This window comes from Pseudomonas sp. VD-NE ins, assembly GCF_031882575.1.
In the GTDB taxonomy this organism is placed as follows: domain Bacteria; phylum Pseudomonadota; class Gammaproteobacteria; order Pseudomonadales; family Pseudomonadaceae; genus Aquipseudomonas; species Aquipseudomonas fluorescens_BZ.
In genome coordinates this window covers 5,052,552-5,067,778 of the sequence record NZ_CP134772.1, presented here as the reverse complement: position 1 = coordinate 5,067,778, position 15,227 = coordinate 5,052,552, and the positions used below count along the sequence as shown (strand labels likewise).

The 15,227-nt window shown below is 58.5% G+C and carries 14 protein-coding genes and 1 pseudogene; 11 read left to right on the top strand and 4 right to left on the bottom strand.

The window, feature by feature from the left end; genetic code table 11:
* Positions 1–69: 69 nt before the first annotated feature.
* Positions 70–1,758, top strand: a complete 1,689-nt coding sequence (fadD2, locus tag RMV17_RS22620; RefSeq protein ID WP_311882651.1) for a long-chain-fatty-acid--CoA ligase FadD2 — start codon at positions 70–72, stop codon at positions 1,756–1,758.
* Positions 1,759–2,105: 347 nt separating this feature from the next.
* The gene (fadD1, locus tag RMV17_RS22615; RefSeq protein WP_034153380.1) at positions 2,106–3,803 is read left to right on the top strand and encodes a long-chain-fatty-acid--CoA ligase FadD1; all 1,698 of its coding nucleotides are present in this window, start codon (positions 2,106–2,108) and stop codon (positions 3,801–3,803) included.
* Positions 3,804–4,130: 327 nt separating this feature from the next.
* On the opposite strand, the gene RMV17_RS22610 is transcribed toward fadD1, so the two are convergent.
* On the bottom strand, positions 4,131–4,508 hold the full coding sequence (locus RMV17_RS22610) for a hypothetical protein (protein WP_007917843.1): 378 nt from the start codon (positions 4,506–4,508) through the stop codon (positions 4,131–4,133).
* Positions 4,509–4,705: 197 nt separating this feature from the next.
* On the opposite strand from RMV17_RS22610, the gene RMV17_RS22605 reads away from it, so the two are divergent.
* From RMV17_RS22605 to def, 3 genes are all read left to right on the top strand, one after another.
* The gene (locus RMV17_RS22605) at positions 4,706–4,897 is read left to right on the top strand and encodes a CsbD family protein (RefSeq protein WP_008082339.1); all 192 of its coding nucleotides are present in this window, start codon (positions 4,706–4,708) and stop codon (positions 4,895–4,897) included.
* A gap of 163 nt (positions 4,898–5,060) precedes the next feature.
* Positions 5,061–6,011: a YihY/virulence factor BrkB family protein gene (locus RMV17_RS22600; protein WP_034153379.1), complete on the top strand. Its 951-nt coding sequence runs from the start codon at positions 5,061–5,063 to the stop codon at positions 6,009–6,011.
* A 3-nt stretch (positions 6,012–6,014) separates the two neighbouring features.
* Entirely contained in the window at positions 6,015–6,554 is a 540-nt protein-coding gene (gene def / locus RMV17_RS22595) for a peptide deformylase (protein ID WP_311882650.1), read from the top strand.
* 128 nt (positions 6,555–6,682) lie between these two features.
* Here the strand turns inward: def and RMV17_RS22590 are convergent, their stop codons facing one another.
* Entirely contained in the window at positions 6,683–7,102 is a 420-nt protein-coding gene (locus RMV17_RS22590) for a GNAT family N-acetyltransferase (RefSeq protein ID WP_311882649.1), read from the bottom strand.
* Between the two features lie 325 nt (positions 7,103–7,427).
* On the opposite strand from RMV17_RS22590, the gene RMV17_RS22585 reads away from it, so the two are divergent.
* From RMV17_RS22585 to RMV17_RS30190, 6 genes and pseudogenes are all read left to right on the top strand, one after another.
* Positions 7,428–8,369 carry a fatty acid desaturase gene (locus tag RMV17_RS22585; protein ID WP_311882648.1) on the top strand — a complete coding sequence of 314 codons (942 nt, stop codon included), beginning with the start codon at positions 7,428–7,430 and terminating at the stop codon, positions 8,367–8,369.
* Positions 8,370–8,510: 141 nt separating this feature from the next.
* Positions 8,511–9,302 carry a PhnD/SsuA/transferrin family substrate-binding protein gene (locus tag RMV17_RS22580; RefSeq protein ID WP_311882647.1) on the top strand — a complete coding sequence of 264 codons (792 nt, stop codon included), beginning with the start codon at positions 8,511–8,513 and terminating at the stop codon, positions 9,300–9,302.
* Between the two features lie 189 nt (positions 9,303–9,491).
* Positions 9,492–10,019: a sigma-70 family RNA polymerase sigma factor gene (locus tag RMV17_RS22575; protein WP_311882646.1), complete on the top strand. Its 528-nt coding sequence runs from the start codon at positions 9,492–9,494 to the stop codon at positions 10,017–10,019.
* Positions 10,016–11,029 carry an ABC transporter substrate-binding protein gene (locus RMV17_RS22570; protein ID WP_311882645.1) on the top strand — a complete coding sequence of 338 codons (1,014 nt, stop codon included), beginning with the start codon at positions 10,016–10,018 and terminating at the stop codon, positions 11,027–11,029. Before RMV17_RS22575 ends, RMV17_RS22570 begins: the two co-directional genes overlap by 4 nt.
* Positions 11,030–11,594: 565 nt before the next feature.
* A pseudogene (locus RMV17_RS30195) lies at positions 11,595–12,323 on the top strand (PAS domain-containing protein); the annotation flags it as partial.
* A gap of 51 nt (positions 12,324–12,374) precedes the next feature.
* Complete coding sequence (locus RMV17_RS30190; RefSeq protein WP_409373139.1) at positions 12,375–12,914, top strand: methyl-accepting chemotaxis protein; 540 nt, start codon at positions 12,375–12,377, stop codon at positions 12,912–12,914.
* Between the two features lie 139 nt (positions 12,915–13,053).
* On the opposite strand, the gene RMV17_RS22560 is transcribed toward RMV17_RS30190, so the two are convergent.
* Together RMV17_RS22560 and RMV17_RS22555 are read right to left on the bottom strand one after the other, a co-directional pair.
* Positions 13,054–13,599, bottom strand: a complete 546-nt coding sequence (locus RMV17_RS22560; RefSeq protein ID WP_150652120.1) for a hypothetical protein — start codon at positions 13,597–13,599, stop codon at positions 13,054–13,056.
* 155 nt (positions 13,600–13,754) lie between these two features.
* On the bottom strand, positions 13,755–15,179 hold the full coding sequence (locus RMV17_RS22555) for an MFS transporter (RefSeq protein ID WP_311882643.1): 1,425 nt from the start codon (positions 15,177–15,179) through the stop codon (positions 13,755–13,757).
* Positions 15,180–15,227 lie beyond the last annotated feature (48 nt).

The window sequence follows — 15,227 nt, the reverse complement described above, 5'->3', positions numbered from 1 at the left end:
TGAAGCTCCGCTTTTTCAGAAATGACAGAAAGCGGCCCCGGATCGGCTCAGGTAAAGAGGACAAGAACAATGCAACCTGATTTCTGGAACGACAAGCGCCCGGCCGGCGTACCGCTGGACATCGACATGGGTGAGTTCAAGTCGGTGATCGAGGTGTTCGAGCGTTCCTGCAAGAAGTTCGCCGATCGCCCGGCGTTCAGCAACATGGGCATCACCCTGACCTACGCCGAGCTCGAGCGCCAGAGCGCTGCCTTCGCCGGTTACCTGCAAGCACATACCGATCTGGTGCCGGGGGATCGCATCGCCGTGCAGATGCCCAATGTCCTGCATTATCCGATTGCCGTGTTCGGTGCTTTGCGCGCCGGGCTGATCGTGGTCAACACCAACCCGCTGTATACCGCGCGGGAGATGCGCCACCAGTTCAAGGATTCCGGCGCACGGGCACTGGTGTACCTGAACATGTTCGGCCAGAAAGTCCAGGAAGTGCTGGCCGACACCGACATTCAATACCTGATCGAAGCGAAGATGGGCGACCTGATGCCCACCGCCAAGGGCTGGCTGGTCAACACCGTGGTCAGCAAAGTGAAAAAAATGGTCCCGGCATATGCGCTGCCGCAGGCGATCTCCTTCAAGAGCGCACTGCGCATGGGCCGTGGCCTGGGGGTCAAGCCACTGAAGGTCAGCCTCGACGACATCGCCGTGCTGCAATACACCGGTGGCACCACCGGGCTGGCGAAAGGCGCGATGCTGACTCACGGCAATCTGGTGGCGAACATGCAGCAAGTGCGCGCCTGCCTGGCGCAGCTCGGCCCGGACGGCCAGCCGCTGCTGCGCGAAGGCCAGGAAGTGATGATCGCGCCGCTGCCGCTGTATCACATCTATGCCTTCACGGCGAACTGCATGTGCATGATGGTTTCCGGTAACCACAACGTGCTGATCAGCAACCCGCGCGACATTGCCGGTTTCATCAAGGAGCTGAAGAACTGGCGCTTCTCGGCGCTGCTGGGCCTGAACACCTTGTTCGTGGCGCTGATGGATCACCCGGATTTCAAGACCCTCGATTTCTCCAGCCTCAAGCTCACCAACTCCGGCGGCACTGCGCTGGTCAAAGCCACTGCCGAGCGCTGGGAGCAGATGACCGGTTGCCGCATCACCGAAGGCTACGGCCTCACCGAAACCTCACCGGTGGCCTGCACCAACCCGTACGGCGACCAGTCGCGGCTGGGCACGGTCGGCTTGCCGGTGCCGGGCACGTTGCTCAAAGTCATCAACGATGACGGTGTCGAACAGCCGATGGGCGAGCGCGGCGAGTTGTGCATCAAGGGCCCGCAGATCATGAAAGGTTATTGGCACAAGTCTGAAGCCACTGCTGAAGTGCTGGATGCCGAGGGCTGGTTCAAGTCCGGTGACATCGCGGTGATCGATCCGGACGGTTTCGTGCGTATTGTCGATCGCAAGAAGGACATGATCATCGTCTCCGGTTTCAACGTGTATCCCAACGAAATCGAAGACGTTGTGATGGCCCATCCGAAGGTCGCCAACTGCGCGGTGATCGGTGTGCCGGACGAGCGTTCGGGGGAGGCGGTGAAGCTGTTTGTGGTGGCGCGGGAAACCGGGGTCAGCCTCGAAGAGCTCAAGGCTTACTGCAAAGAGAATTTCACTGCGTATAAGGTGCCGAAACACATCGTGTTGCGTGAGTCATTGCCGATGACGCCTGTCGGGAAAATTCTGCGGCGTGAGTTGCGCGATATCGCGTAAAAGTCAAAAACACAAAGATCGCAGCCTTCGGCAGCTCCTACCTTGGAATGCATTTCCTGTAGGAGCTGCCGAAGGCTGTGATCTTTTGCTTTAAGTCCCCGAAAACCGGGGCTTCAGAGGTGTTCTAGGATTTTTGCTCTAAAATGACTGCTAGATAGTCTTGAGTCATGAATATGACTGTAGGGGCCGCTTTTGGCTCTAGTCGACCCTTGGCAAAGCTGCTACTCTCGGCGCGCTTTGTGACTTCTCGGCCTGTATAAAAGCCAGATTCACCAATACCAGACACACACCAATAATAATCGCATCAAATGCGGTGAAGAATTCGCGTTGCTGAGGAGTGGGCTTCCATGATCGAAGACTTTTGGAAGGATAAATACCCGGCTGGAATTGCTGCCGACATCAATCCGGACGAGTATCCGAACATTCAGGCAGTGTTGAAGCAATCCTGCCAACGCTTCGCCAACAAACCGGCTTTCAGCAACCTGGGCAAGACAATCACCTACGGTGAATTGTACGAATTGTCCGGGGCGTTTGCCGCGTATCTGCAACAGCATACCGATTTGCAGCCCGGCGATCGAATCGCCGTGCAACTGCCCAACGTTCTGCAGTACCCGGTGGCCGTCTTCGGTGCGATTCGCGCCGGGCTGATCGTGGTCAACACCAACCCGCTGTACACCGCGCGGGAAATGGAACACCAATTCAATGACTCCGGTGCCAAGGCGCTGGTGTGCCTGGCGAACATGGCGCATCTGGCCGAAACCGTGGTGCCGAAAACCGGCGTCAAACACGTCATCGTCACTGAAGTCGCCGACCTGCTGCCACCGATCAAACGCTTGCTGATCAACAGCGTCATCAAGTACGTGAAGAAAATGGTCCCGGCCTATCACTTGCCAAAAGCCGTCAAGTTCAACGACGTGCTGAGCAAGGGCCAGGGCCAACCGGTGGCCGAAGCCAATCCCGACAGCGGCGATGTGGCTGTGCTGCAATACACCGGCGGCACCACTGGCGTGGCCAAGGGCGCGATGCTGACCCATCGCAACCTCGTCGCCAACATGTTGCAGTGCAAAGCGCTGATGGGTTCCAACCTCAATGAAGGTTGCGAGATCCTGATCACGCCGCTGCCGCTGTACCACATCTATGCGTTCACCTTTCATTGCATGGCGATGATGCTGATCGGCAACCACAACATCCTGATCAGCAACCCGCGCGACCTGCCGGCGATGGTCAAGGAACTGTCGAAGTGGAAGTTCAGCGGTTTCGTCGGCCTCAACACGTTGTTTGTGGCGCTGTGCAATAACGAAGGTTTCCGCAAGCTGGATTTCTCCGCGCTGAAAGTCACCTTGTCCGGCGGCATGGCCTTGCAACTGGCCGCTGCCGAGCGCTGGAAAGCGGTCACTGGTTGCGCCATCTGCGAAGGTTACGGCATGACCGAAACCAGCCCGGTGGCCACGGTCAACCCGATCCAGAACATCCAGATCGGCACCATTGGTATTCCGGTGCCATCGACCCTGTGCAAAGTCATCGACGATGCCGGCGTCGAGCAGCCGCTGGGTGAAATCGGCGAGCTGTGCGTCAAGGGCCCGCAAGTGATGAAGGGCTACTGGCAGCGTCAGGAAGCCACCGACGAAATGCTCGACAGCGAAGGCTGGCTGAAGACCGGTGACATTGCGCTGATCCAGCCGGACGGCTACATGCGCATCGTCGATCGCAAGAAAGACATGATTCTGGTCTCCGGTTTCAACGTCTACCCGAACGAACTGGAAGACGTGCTGGCGACCCTGCCGGGCGTGTTGCAGTGCGCGGCCATCGGCGTGCCGGACGAGAAGTCGGGCGAGGCGATCAAGATTTTCATCGTTGCCAAGCCGGGCGTGACCCTGACCAAAGAGCAGGTGATGGATCACATGCGTGCCAACGTCACGGGCTACAAGGTGCCGCGCTCGGTGGAGTTCCGCGATGCGCTGCCGACGACCAACGTCGGCAAGATCCTGCGCCGCGAGTTGCGTGATGAAGAGCTGAAGAAGATCAAGGCCAAGTCCGCCGCCTAAAACAAGAAGCCCCGCAGATGCGGGGCTTTTTGTTGGTGCGGGGCAGGGCTTGGATTTCGCGTTGAGCCTACCCCTCACCCCAGCCCTCTCCCGAGGGAGAGGGAGCCGATCGGGGACTGTTCAAAACCTGAGTTCAACTCGATATCTCAGGTCGGTGTATCTCGCTCGAATACCTCGGTCAGTTCCTTTTCCCAATGGGCGAGGAGGGGTGGGAGCCGATCGGATGCTGTTCAGAACCTGAGTTCGACTCGATATCTCAAGTCGGCGTAGCTCGCCCAAACACCTCGATCAGTCCCCTCTCCCTCTGGGAGAGGGCTAGGGTGAGGGCTATTGACGGAACGGCGCAAAATTCACGTTAGTCCCCGCCGGACGCATGTCCTGCAGATACGAATCCTTGTCCGCGCTCAATTCCAGGCTCAATGCCGCTTTACGCTTGCCTTCGTTGCGAATCACCAGCCCTTCAAGCTTTTCACGCAGGAACACCGTCGGCACTTTCAGGTGCAGCAGTTCGTCGGTGGCCGGTGTGTGCATCAGCAGGTGAATCCACTCGTACTGACCGATGGCCAGACGCGACACTGGCAGGTCGAACCACCAGATGTTGCGGTTACGGTTCAGTTCGGCGAAGTGGCAGTTGTTGGTGCCGAGCACGGCACCGCCCAGTTCCTTGTTGCGTCGGGCGATGGCCTGCGTTTTATCGAGTTTCATAACATTCCTGCGGGATCGGTTCCTGGCGCGTGGCGCCCATATGGTGGGCATTCTCGTGGGTTGGGCAGCAAACATAAAGCCCAACCTGCACGCCGCGACGAAATGAACCCCCGAAAATAAATGAAACTTGGTGCAAACCCGGCCAGTCAATCATTACGTACTGACTTTTCCCCCTAATTGCACCAAGGAGAAACACCATGAGTAGCACAGGCGATAAAGTAAAAGGCATGGCCAACGAAGCCGTCGGCAACGTCAAGCAAGGCGTCGGTAAAGCTACCGACAACACCAAGCTGCAGGCCGAAGGCAAGATTCAAGAGAAAAAAGGCGAAGCCCAGCAAGCGGTCGGCAAAGCCAAGGACGCGGTCAAAAAAGGCGTCGACAAGGCGTAATCCAGCCTTGAACGAAATACATGAACGGCCATCCAAGGATGGCCGTTTTTGTGTCAAAAGCCTGCAGCGACCCGACGAGGTTCGCCAAACAGGCTAACGTGATGTAAAAAACGCCCCTGAGTCGCCACGACTTCAACCTGTTCTGCGGCGAAAGGAGACGCGAATGATTTTTCCGGACATGAAAGGTCTGCCCCTGCACCGGGTGATGGTGCGCACGGTCACAGAATTCGTCGACGACGAGATGTCGACCTACGCCTCGGCACTGGCTTACCAGATGCTGTTCTCGCTGTTCCCGTTCATCCTGTTTCTGATAGCCCTGATCGGTTTCCTGCACCTGCCGGACTTCTTCTCCTGGCTGCGCCTGCAATCGGAACTGGTCCTGCCACCGCAGGCGCTGGAGCAGGTCAACCCGGTGATCGACCAGTTGCAGCAGTCCAAGGGTGGCCTGCTTTCCGTCGGTATCGTCATCGCCCTGTACACCGCCTCCGCTGGCGTGCGTTTGATGATGAGCGCAATGAACGCCGCGTATGACGTGGTCGAAGGGCGGCCGGTCTGGAAGCGCTTCCCATTGTCGATTTTCTACACCGTCGGCATAGCCGGCATGTTGCTGGTGGCCGCCGCGCTGATGGTGCTCGGGCCGCAGGTGATGGGCTGGATCGCCGCGCAGGTGGGGCTGGAAGACTTCATCGTCACCGTGTGGACCATCGCGCGCTGGCCGGTGATCGTGATTCTGATGATGGTCGCCGTGGCACTGATCTACTACGTGATGCCCGACGTCAAACAGGAATTCCGCTTCATTACACCCGGTTCGGTATTGGCCGTGGTGGTGTGGATCATCGCCTCACTGGGTTTCGCGTTCTACGTGAAAACCTTCGCCAACTACAACGCGATGTATGGCAGCATCGGGGCGATCATCGTGCTGTTGCTGTACTTCTACATTTCCGCGGCGGTGCTGTTGCTCGGCGCGGAGATGAATGCGGTGATCGAGCACATGTCCAGCGAGGGCAAGGATGCGGGTGAGAAAGTCCCCGGCGAACTCGATGAACATCCCAAACAACACGTCTCGGGCCTGGGCCGCGATCACTCGCTCAAGCCGGACACTGACGAAGTCTGAATCATGATTCGTGAAATTCTGAAAATGGGCGACGAGCGCTTGCTGCGTATCGCCCCGCCAGTGCCAGCCGAAATGTTCGACAGCCCTGAGCTGTGGCAACTGATCGACGACATGTTCCAGACCATGGAAAGCGTCGGCGGCGTCGGCCTGGCGGCGCCGCAGATCGGTGTCGATCTGCAATTGGTGATCTTTGGTTTCGAACACAGCGAACGTTATCCGGACGCTGAAGCCGTGCCGCAGACAATCCTGATCAATCCGCTGATCACGCCGCTGAGTCCGTTGACGGAGGAGGGCTTTGAAGGCTGTCTGTCAGTGCCGGGTTTGCGTGGCGCGGTCGATCGCTACCAGCAGATTCGCTATGAGGGTTTTGACCCGAAGGGCGAGCCGATTGTGCGTATCGCTTCAGGTTTCCATGCCCGTGTTGTGCAGCACGAATGCGACCACCTGATCGGCCGCTTGTACCCGTCGCGCATCACTGACTTCAGCAAATTCGGCTTCACTGAAGTGATGTTCCCGGATCTCGATCCCGCAGCCGACGATTAATTCAAGACCCAACACATCCCCTGTGGGAGCGAGCCTGCTCGCGAATGCGCAATATCAGTGACAGATTCTGTGACTGACACAGTGCTTTCGCGAGCAGGCTCGCTCCCACATTGGTTTTGCATTGCACATCAGGATTGTGAGGGGGCCAGCTCCATCGCAATCATCGGCTTGCTCCGGGCATACCGGCTCAATCGCTCTGCCATCGCTTGCGGCAGCACCGGGTCGAACGTGAACCCGCGTCGCTCATAAAACTCGCGCAAATCCGGATGACAGAACAGCCACACCGGCTCGCTCACATCCAGCACCGCCGCCGCGATCAGCTGTGCGGCAACGCCTTGTTCGCGACAGCCCGGATCAACAAACAACCCGGTCAACCAATGCCCACCCGCCACCGGCCGCAAGCACAACGCGCCCACAATCTCTCCGCGCCGCGCCACCCATAATTGTGCCTCGCGAACAGCTTTCATCGACGATTGATGGCTGCGGTAAAACTTGTTCATCAACGGCCAAAGCGACTCGTCGAGCAGGCTGTATTGGGTGTCGGGCATGGGATCGGACTGTCGGTGGGCAAAGCGCCGATTATAAAAGAACGCACGGCTCTGGATAGGTGTATACCTGACCTCACATCCCCTGTGAGTGGAGTACGCATCATGTCCAAAGGTATGGATTCAAAGAAAGCCGCGAAGAAGAAACCGGCCAAGACCGCGATTGAAAAACGTGCGGAGAAGAAAGCCAAAAAGGTCGACATATTCGGCCATTGATCACGCCTTTTCGGAGCCCGGTTCTCGGGCTCCAGCCTGCACCCGAAAATAATCTGCAAGATTGCGCAGCGTCGTTGCACAGAAGGGCAAGAATCCCGTTCCGAGCAACGCCATGTCCCATTACTTCGACGCCGCCCATCGTCAGCAGATCGAAACCCTGCGCCAACGTTTCACTGCCCGCACTGAATGGCCAACCTGGCTGTTGCTGATCGGCGTCTACGGCGGCTGGATCGCCATTGTTCTCAATAGTCACTGGCTCGGTCGTGGCTTGAGCACGATGCTGCTGATCCCGCTGCTGGTGCTGTGGTTGTCGGTACAGCACGAACTGCTTCACGGGCATCCGACGCGCTGGACCCTCGTCAACAAAATCCTTGGCTATGCGCCGTTCGCGGTCTGGTATCCGTACACGCTGTATCGCGACAGCCATTTGCTGCATCACCGCGATGAGGATCTGACCGTGCCCGGCGTCGATCCGGAAAGCCGTTACCTGACCCGCGCGGGCTGGCAGGGCAGTTCGCTGTTCGAACGCAGCCTGCACTGGTTGAACAAAACCGTGCTCGGGCGCTTTTTGATCGGTGCTCCGCTGGCGCTGATGGCGCTGGCCAAAGAAGAGTTGCTGCGGCTGAAAAACGCTGAACGCCAGGCCTGGTTTATGTGGCTGCCCCATGGCGTGTTCACGTTGCTGGTGCTGTGGTTCGTCGCCCGATTCAGTGTGCTGCCGGTGTGGCATTACCTGTTGCTGATCAGCGTGCCGGCGCTGTCGATCGCGATGATCCGCTCTTACTATGAACATCGCCCACATGCGCAACCGGAGCAGCGCACGGTGTTGAACGAAGCCGCTTGGCCGTGGCGCTGGTTGTTCCTGAATCTGAATTTTCATCTGGTGCATCACGACTTGCCGAAGCTGGCGTGGTACGACTTGCCGAAGGTTTACCGGATGCATCGCGAGCAGTGGATCGCGCGCAGTGGCGGGTTTCTGGTGCGCGGGTATGGCGAGTTCTGGCGGCGCCATGCCTTGAAACCGATAGACAGCCCCGAGCATCCCTTCCACTGACCCAAGACCACCACAAAACCCTGTGGGAGCGAGCCTGCTCGCGAAGGCGTCGTGTCAGTTGATAGGTCTGTTGTCTGACCCAGCGCTTTCGCGAGCAGGCTCGCTCCCACATTGGATATTTGTAACTCGGGAAAAACGTGTATGACCCAACACCACACCGAACTCTTGATGTACGTCGCCCCCGAGCCGATCCGCGCGGCCAATGAGCGTTGGATTGCGCGCATTCTCGAGCAACTTGGCCACACTCGCCTGAGCGCTGAAGGCCTGTCATTGCCCGAACTCTGGTTATCCCCCGAGTTGCTGCTCACGCAAACCTGCGGCTATCCGCTGATGACTGCATTGCGCGGACAAGTGCGCATCGTCGGCCGCCCACGCTACGAACTGCCCGACGCCAGCGCCGGCAATCATTGCAGCCTGATCCTCGGCCGAGTTGACGACCCACGCAAAACCCTGGCGGACTTTCACAACAGTCGGGGGGTGATCAACAGCGAAGACTCCAACAGTGGCATGAACCTGCTGCGTCAGCGCTTGGCGCCACTGAATCAGGACGGACACTTCTTCGCCTCGGTCGGCATCAGCGGCGGCCATCGCGAGAGCCTGCGCTGGTTGCGCGAAAACCGCGCCGATCTGGCCGCCATCGACAGCGTCACCTACGCCTATCTGTTGCAACATGCGCCGGAAGAAGTCCGTGCCTTGCGGGTGATTGCGCGCAGTGCCCTGAGCCCGACCTTGCCGTTCATTACGGTCGGTAGCGCTACGGATGAGCAGATCGAGCAGCTCCGACAGGTAATGAATGAAACCTTGCGCGAACTCCCTGATGTCGTGGAGACCTTGGGATTGCCTGAGGTGCTTGCGGCTAGCGAGAGCGATTATCAGATCCTCCTCGACTATCAGGGTGAGGCTGAAGAACTTGGCTATGGCCGCTTGCGCTAAAAGATCGCAGCCTTCGGCAGCTCCTACAGGGGATCGGTGTAGCAGCTGCCGAAGGCTGCGATCTTTTGTTTTTATATTTCAAAATAGAATATAAAAATGAAATTTAAGTATTTTTAAAGAATAAGGCGCCTTGCTACGATCGCGCCACCGGAACACCGGACATTCAGCGACCCCTAACCAGGAGCCCCTATGTCCGGCGCCGAGCTTTCCCATCGCAACACCGTGGACGATCTGTTTCGCGCTCACTATCGCTGGCTCTGCGCATACCTGCGCGGGCATCTGCACGACGCGGCCGGCAGCGAGGACATCGCCGCTGAGACCTTTGCGCAATTGCTCGAAGCCCCGTCGCTGAGGGCCATCCGCGAACCCCGCGCCTTGCTGACGACCATCGCCCAGCGCCTGCTCTATCAACGCTGGCGGCGCAGTGATCTGGAGCGTCGTCATCGCCAGCAACTCGATGTCGATTACGCCGTTTCGCCTGAAGATCTCGTCACCCTATCGCAAACCCTCAACCGCCTCGATCACAGCTTGCAACGCTTGCCCGACAAGGTCCGCACGACGTTTCTGCTCGCCCGCATCGACGGCATGACCTACCCGCAAATCGCCGCCGAACTGGGCATCTCCCAGCGTTCGGTCAGCGTCTACATGAGCCGTTCCCAAGCGCTGTGCGATCGCCACAGCGCCAACCAATCCCTGCAAGACAAGAGGTCCGCATGAGATCGATCAAAACCCTGCTCGGCACTTCGCTGCTGGCACTGAGCCTGAGTGTTGGCGCTGTGGCGGCATCGGAGAAAACCACGCCGATCCACTTCGGCGACATCACTTGGGAAAGCGGCAGTTTCATCACTGAAGTGCTGCGCCTGATCGTCGAGAAAGGCTACGGCTACCCGACCGACACGTTGCCCGGCAGCACCGTCAGCCTGGAAGCGGCGCTGGCGAAAAACGATATTCAGGTGATCGGCGAGGAATGGGCCGGGCGCAGTCCGGCGTGGGTCAAGGCTGCCGCAGAAGGCAAGGTGTTCGGCCTGGGCGACACGGTCAAAGGCGCAACCGAAGGCTGGTGGGTGCCGGAGTATGTGATCAAGGGTGACCCCGAGCGGGGCATCAAAGCGTTGGCGCCGGAGTTGAAGTCGGTGGCGGACTTGCCGCGCTACAAGGATGTGTTCCGCGACCCGGAAGACCCGGCTCGCGGACGTTTCCTCAACAGCCCGACCGGTTGGACCTCGGAAATCGTCAACAGCCAGAAACTCAAGGCTTATGCGCTGAACGACAGCTTCGTCAACTTCCGCACCGGTTCCGGCGCGGCACTGGATGCCGAGGTGGCGTCGTCGATCAAACGGGGCAAACCGGTGTTGTTCTACTACTGGTCACCGACGCCGCTGCTGGGGCGATTCAAACTGGTGAAACTGGAAGAACCGCCGTTCGATGCCGAGGCCTGGAAAACCCTCGCCGATGCCAATAACCCGAATCCAAAAGGCACCCGGTCGATGCCGGCGAGTCTGGCGATTGGCGTGTCGGCGCCGTTCAAGGCGCAGTACCCGGAACTGGTAACGTTCTTTGAAAAGGTCGATTTGCCGATTGATCTGTTGAACCAGACTTTGGCGGGGATGAGTGAAAAGCGCTTGCAGCCGAGAGTGGTGGCGCAGGCGTTTTTGCGTGATCAGCCGCAGGTCTGGAAGCCTTGGGTGCCTGCTGAGGTGGCAACCAAAGTGACTGGAAGTCTGTAAGTCGTTTCTGTTGTTTTTGCAGTGCTTCTTATGGCGCCTTCGCGAGCAGGCTCGCTCCCACATTGGAATGCGTTTCTCCTGTGGGAGCGAACTTGCTCGCGAAAACGTCCGCCCCGCCAACAATTCTCCCCGCGCTGAACCGTTTCTTGTGCAAAAAGTGCCAGATACTGGCCGACTAGTGGCCTTGCGCTGGTCTTGGCACTGGCTATGCTTCCTGTAACTAACTATGTCGACCGTCATGTCAAAACATGGCGGATGCACAGATTGGTCCGTGAATTCATGCTGCCAGAGTGCGCAACCCAAGGCACCGACACTGAACCAACAAGGAGCGTCGCTTACATGGAAGTTCTTCAACGCGTTAGGGCTGGCCCGCGTGCGGGCTATCAAGAGAAGGATGTCTTGATTAGAGCGTCGCTGCATGGACTCTCCGATTGATCATCATTTATCACCTGACAACTTCCTCCCGTGGAGGAATGCGTGTGCCTGTTCTGTGGAACGTAGTGGTGGATCGTGAAAGAACTGAACTTTCATCAAATCAAAAGTCCGCGCGGAAGGTGATACAACCATGTTCAACCTACATCACAAGGCTGACCTGCAGGAAATCGAGCGCTTCAGCTGCGCCCTGACCGAGGCCAACGCCAAACTGGCCGCGATCAGCCGTTCGATGGCCATGATCGAGTTCAGCCCTGACGGCATCGTTCTCGATGCCAATGAAAACTTCTGCAAGACCATGGGCTACAGCGCCGATGAAGTGCGTGGCAAACATCATCGGGTGTTTTGTGAAGAGGCTTTTTACCGCAGCGAAGAGTACGCCAGATTGTGGCGTGACCTGGCGCGTGGTGAACCGATCAGCGGGACTTTCCTGCGCTTGAACAAGGCCGGCAGGGAAGTCTGGCTCGAAGCCAGTTACATGCCGGTATATGGCCCGGACAAGCAAGTCCAGAGCGTGATCAAAGTGGCTGCCGACATCACCGCTCGGGTGAATAAAGAACACGAAGAAGAAAGCATGCTGGCGGCGATCAGCCGTTCCATGGCGGTGATCGAGTTCACCCCGGAAGGCAATGTCATTACCGCCAACGACAACTTTCTGCAAACCATGCAGTACTCGCTCAACGAAATCGTCGGCCATCATCACAGCCTGTTCTGCCATCGTGCCGAAGCCGAGTCTGCGCAGTACAAGGCATTCTGGGCTTCGCTCAATCGCGGCGAATATCACTCACATCGTTTCGAACGCAAGAACAAAACCGGGCAGATGGTTTACCTCGAAGCCTCGTACAACCCGCTGTTCGATGCCAAAGGGCGACTGTACAAAGTGGTGAAATTCGCCAGCGACATCACCCATCAGATGACTACATTGCAGAACGCTGCCGAATCGGCCCACAGCACCTCGGTACAAAACGACGCCTGCGCGCAAAAAGGCTCACAGGTCGTGCAGCAAACCGTGCAGATCATTCAGGACATTTCCCGCGACCTCAACGAAGCTGCGTCCAGTATCGATGCAGTGAGCAAACAGTCGGACATCATCGGCACCATCGTGCAGACCATTCGCGGCATTGCCGACCAGACCAACCTGCTGGCGCTCAACGCCGCCATCGAAGCGGCGCGGGCCGGTGAACATGGACGCGGGTTTGCCGTGGTTGCGGATGAAGTGCGCAGCCTGGCTGCGCGAACCAGTCAGGCAACCCTGGAAATTGTCGAGGTAGTGCGCAAGAACCATGACCTGTCGCTGAGTGCGGTGTCGAGCATGCAATCAAGCCTGAGCCGCACCGGGCTCGGGGTGGAGCTGGCGAACGAGGCGGGGGAGGTGATTCTGGAGATTCAGCAGGGCTCGCGGCATGTGGTGGATGCGATCAGCCAGTTCAATGAGACCCTGCAACTGAACTGATTCCACAAAGTGGCCTGTAGGAGCTGTCGAGTGGAACGAGGCTGCGATCTTTTGATTCGTTGGTGGAAGCAAGATCAAAAGATCGCAGCCTTCGGCAGCTCCTACAGGGATACCGTGCGGTAGCCAGGAATCCGTGGTCTCAGAGTGCAGCGAGAAACTTGTCCGCCTGCTTGTCACTGTCCTTCACGTCGTTGTCTTTCTCCGCCTGCGCCAACTTCATCTTGTCCTGCAAGCGCTCGGCGATCTCCTTGCCGACGGCCAGTTGTTTCTCCGGCGGCATGGCTTTGATGTCATCTTCGGTCAGCCCCATGGACTGCAGGATACTGTCGCGCAAACGCTGTTCCGGCGTCTTGCTCATGTAATCCTTGAACTCGTCAGTGGCGGATGTCGCCGAGGCGCTGGTGGCGTCGGTCGACTGCAGGCCCACGCGGGTCTTGGCGAACGCTTCGTCGACGTTGTCGCTGATACGCGAGGCTTCGCTGACTTGCTGGGTGGCGATCTGCGTGGCCGAGTCCTGCACCTTGGCAGTGGCTTCGGCGGTTTGCGCCTGCGTCTGGTTTTGCAGGGTTTGCAGCATGGCGCCGTGCAGGCCACCTTGCAGACCGGCTGCGGCGGTGGACGTCGCATCGTCATTCAGCGCTTTTGGCAGGTGAATGATTTGCTGTTGTTTGGCACTGATCAACATGATGTGTAGACCTGTAGGTAATTGCTGACTGGCGTAACGGAGCAATTACCGTGCCTTCTGAATAAATCCTTTTATTTCAACAATTTGATCATCAGTCAGGTGTTCGCGGCGGTCATCCATTGCCGATAAGCGGCAGAGGATGACCGTTGCGCCCGTCAGCGATGGGCAATGTTCTCTAGTGCCAGATTGCGCGTGCGCGGACCGAACCAGCCAATGGTCAGCATCACGATCAGCATGCTGCTGACGATGAATGCCAACACTCCCGGCGTGCCGAAATTATCCAGGAACATCCCGATCAGCAAGCTGCTGAACACCGTCGACAAGCGACTGAACGAATAACAGAAACCCACGGCGCGGGCGCGAATGTTGGTCGGGAACAGTTCGCTCTGGTACGAGTGATAACTGAAGCTCAGCCAGGCGTTGCAGAAGGTGATCATCACTCCGCAGAAGATCAGCCCGAAGGCGCTGGTCTGCAGGGCGAACAAGGTGCCGAAGGTCATCGCGCCGAGGGCCGAACCGACGATCTGCCATTTGTTTTCGAAACGGTTGGCGAACTTGACGAACAGCAGCGGCCCGAGCGGGTAGGCGAGGGTGATGATGAAGGCGTACATCAAACTGTGGGTGACGCTGACGCCCTGGCCGGAGAGCAGCGCCGGCAACCAGTTGCCGAAACCGAAGAACCCGATGGCCTGGAAGATGTGGAAAACGATCAGCATCAATGCGCGACGACGATACGGTGGCTGCCAGATATCGGCGAAGCGACCCTTGCCTTCGACGTCGACCGGGACCGTTTCGGGAACGTCCAGCGGCTTGCCGTGATCTTTCTCGCAGCGTGCTTCGATGCCATCAAGAATCCGGTTGGCTTCATCAAAGCGGCCATGCTGCGCGAGCCAGCGCGGCGATTCCGGCAGACGCTTGCGCAGCCACCAGATAAACAGCGCAAACACTGCACTGGCCAACACCACCCAACGCCAGCCGGACACGCCGAACGGCGCTTGCGGCACCAGCCACCACGACATCAACGCCACCGCCGGCACCGACAGGAACTGCACGAAAAACGCAAAGGCAAATGCCGAACTGCGCATGCGCTTGGGCACCAGTTCCGAGAGGTAGGCGTCGATGGTCACCAGTTCGATGCCCAAACCGATGCCGACCAGAAAGCGCATGCAGATGATGCCCAGCGCCGAACTCTCAATGCCCATCAGCACCGTCGCCACTGTGTACCAGACCAGGGCGAAGGTGAAGATCGCGCGGCGGCCAAAGCGATCGGCCAACGGGCTGAGCAGGCTGGCGCCGAGGAACAGGCCGAGGAACGTCGCCGAGGCAAACGCCGCTTGATCGGAGAAACCGAACACACCCTGATTGCCAGTGGCAAAGATCCCGTCGCGGATCAGCCCGGGGCTGATGTAGGCGGTCTGGAACAGGTCGTACAGTTCGAAAAAACCACCGATCGACAGCAGCGCCACCAGCCGCCAGATCGTCGCGACCGCCGGAAGACGATCAATGCGGGCGGACACTTGGGCGGCGCGGATCGGGTCGATGCCGTCGCTTTGCGCGGCGGCGGGGGCGTGAGCAGTCATGGGCTGGTCCATTTTTTATTGATGGAAAAGCTTAGCCTGCTATCGGAG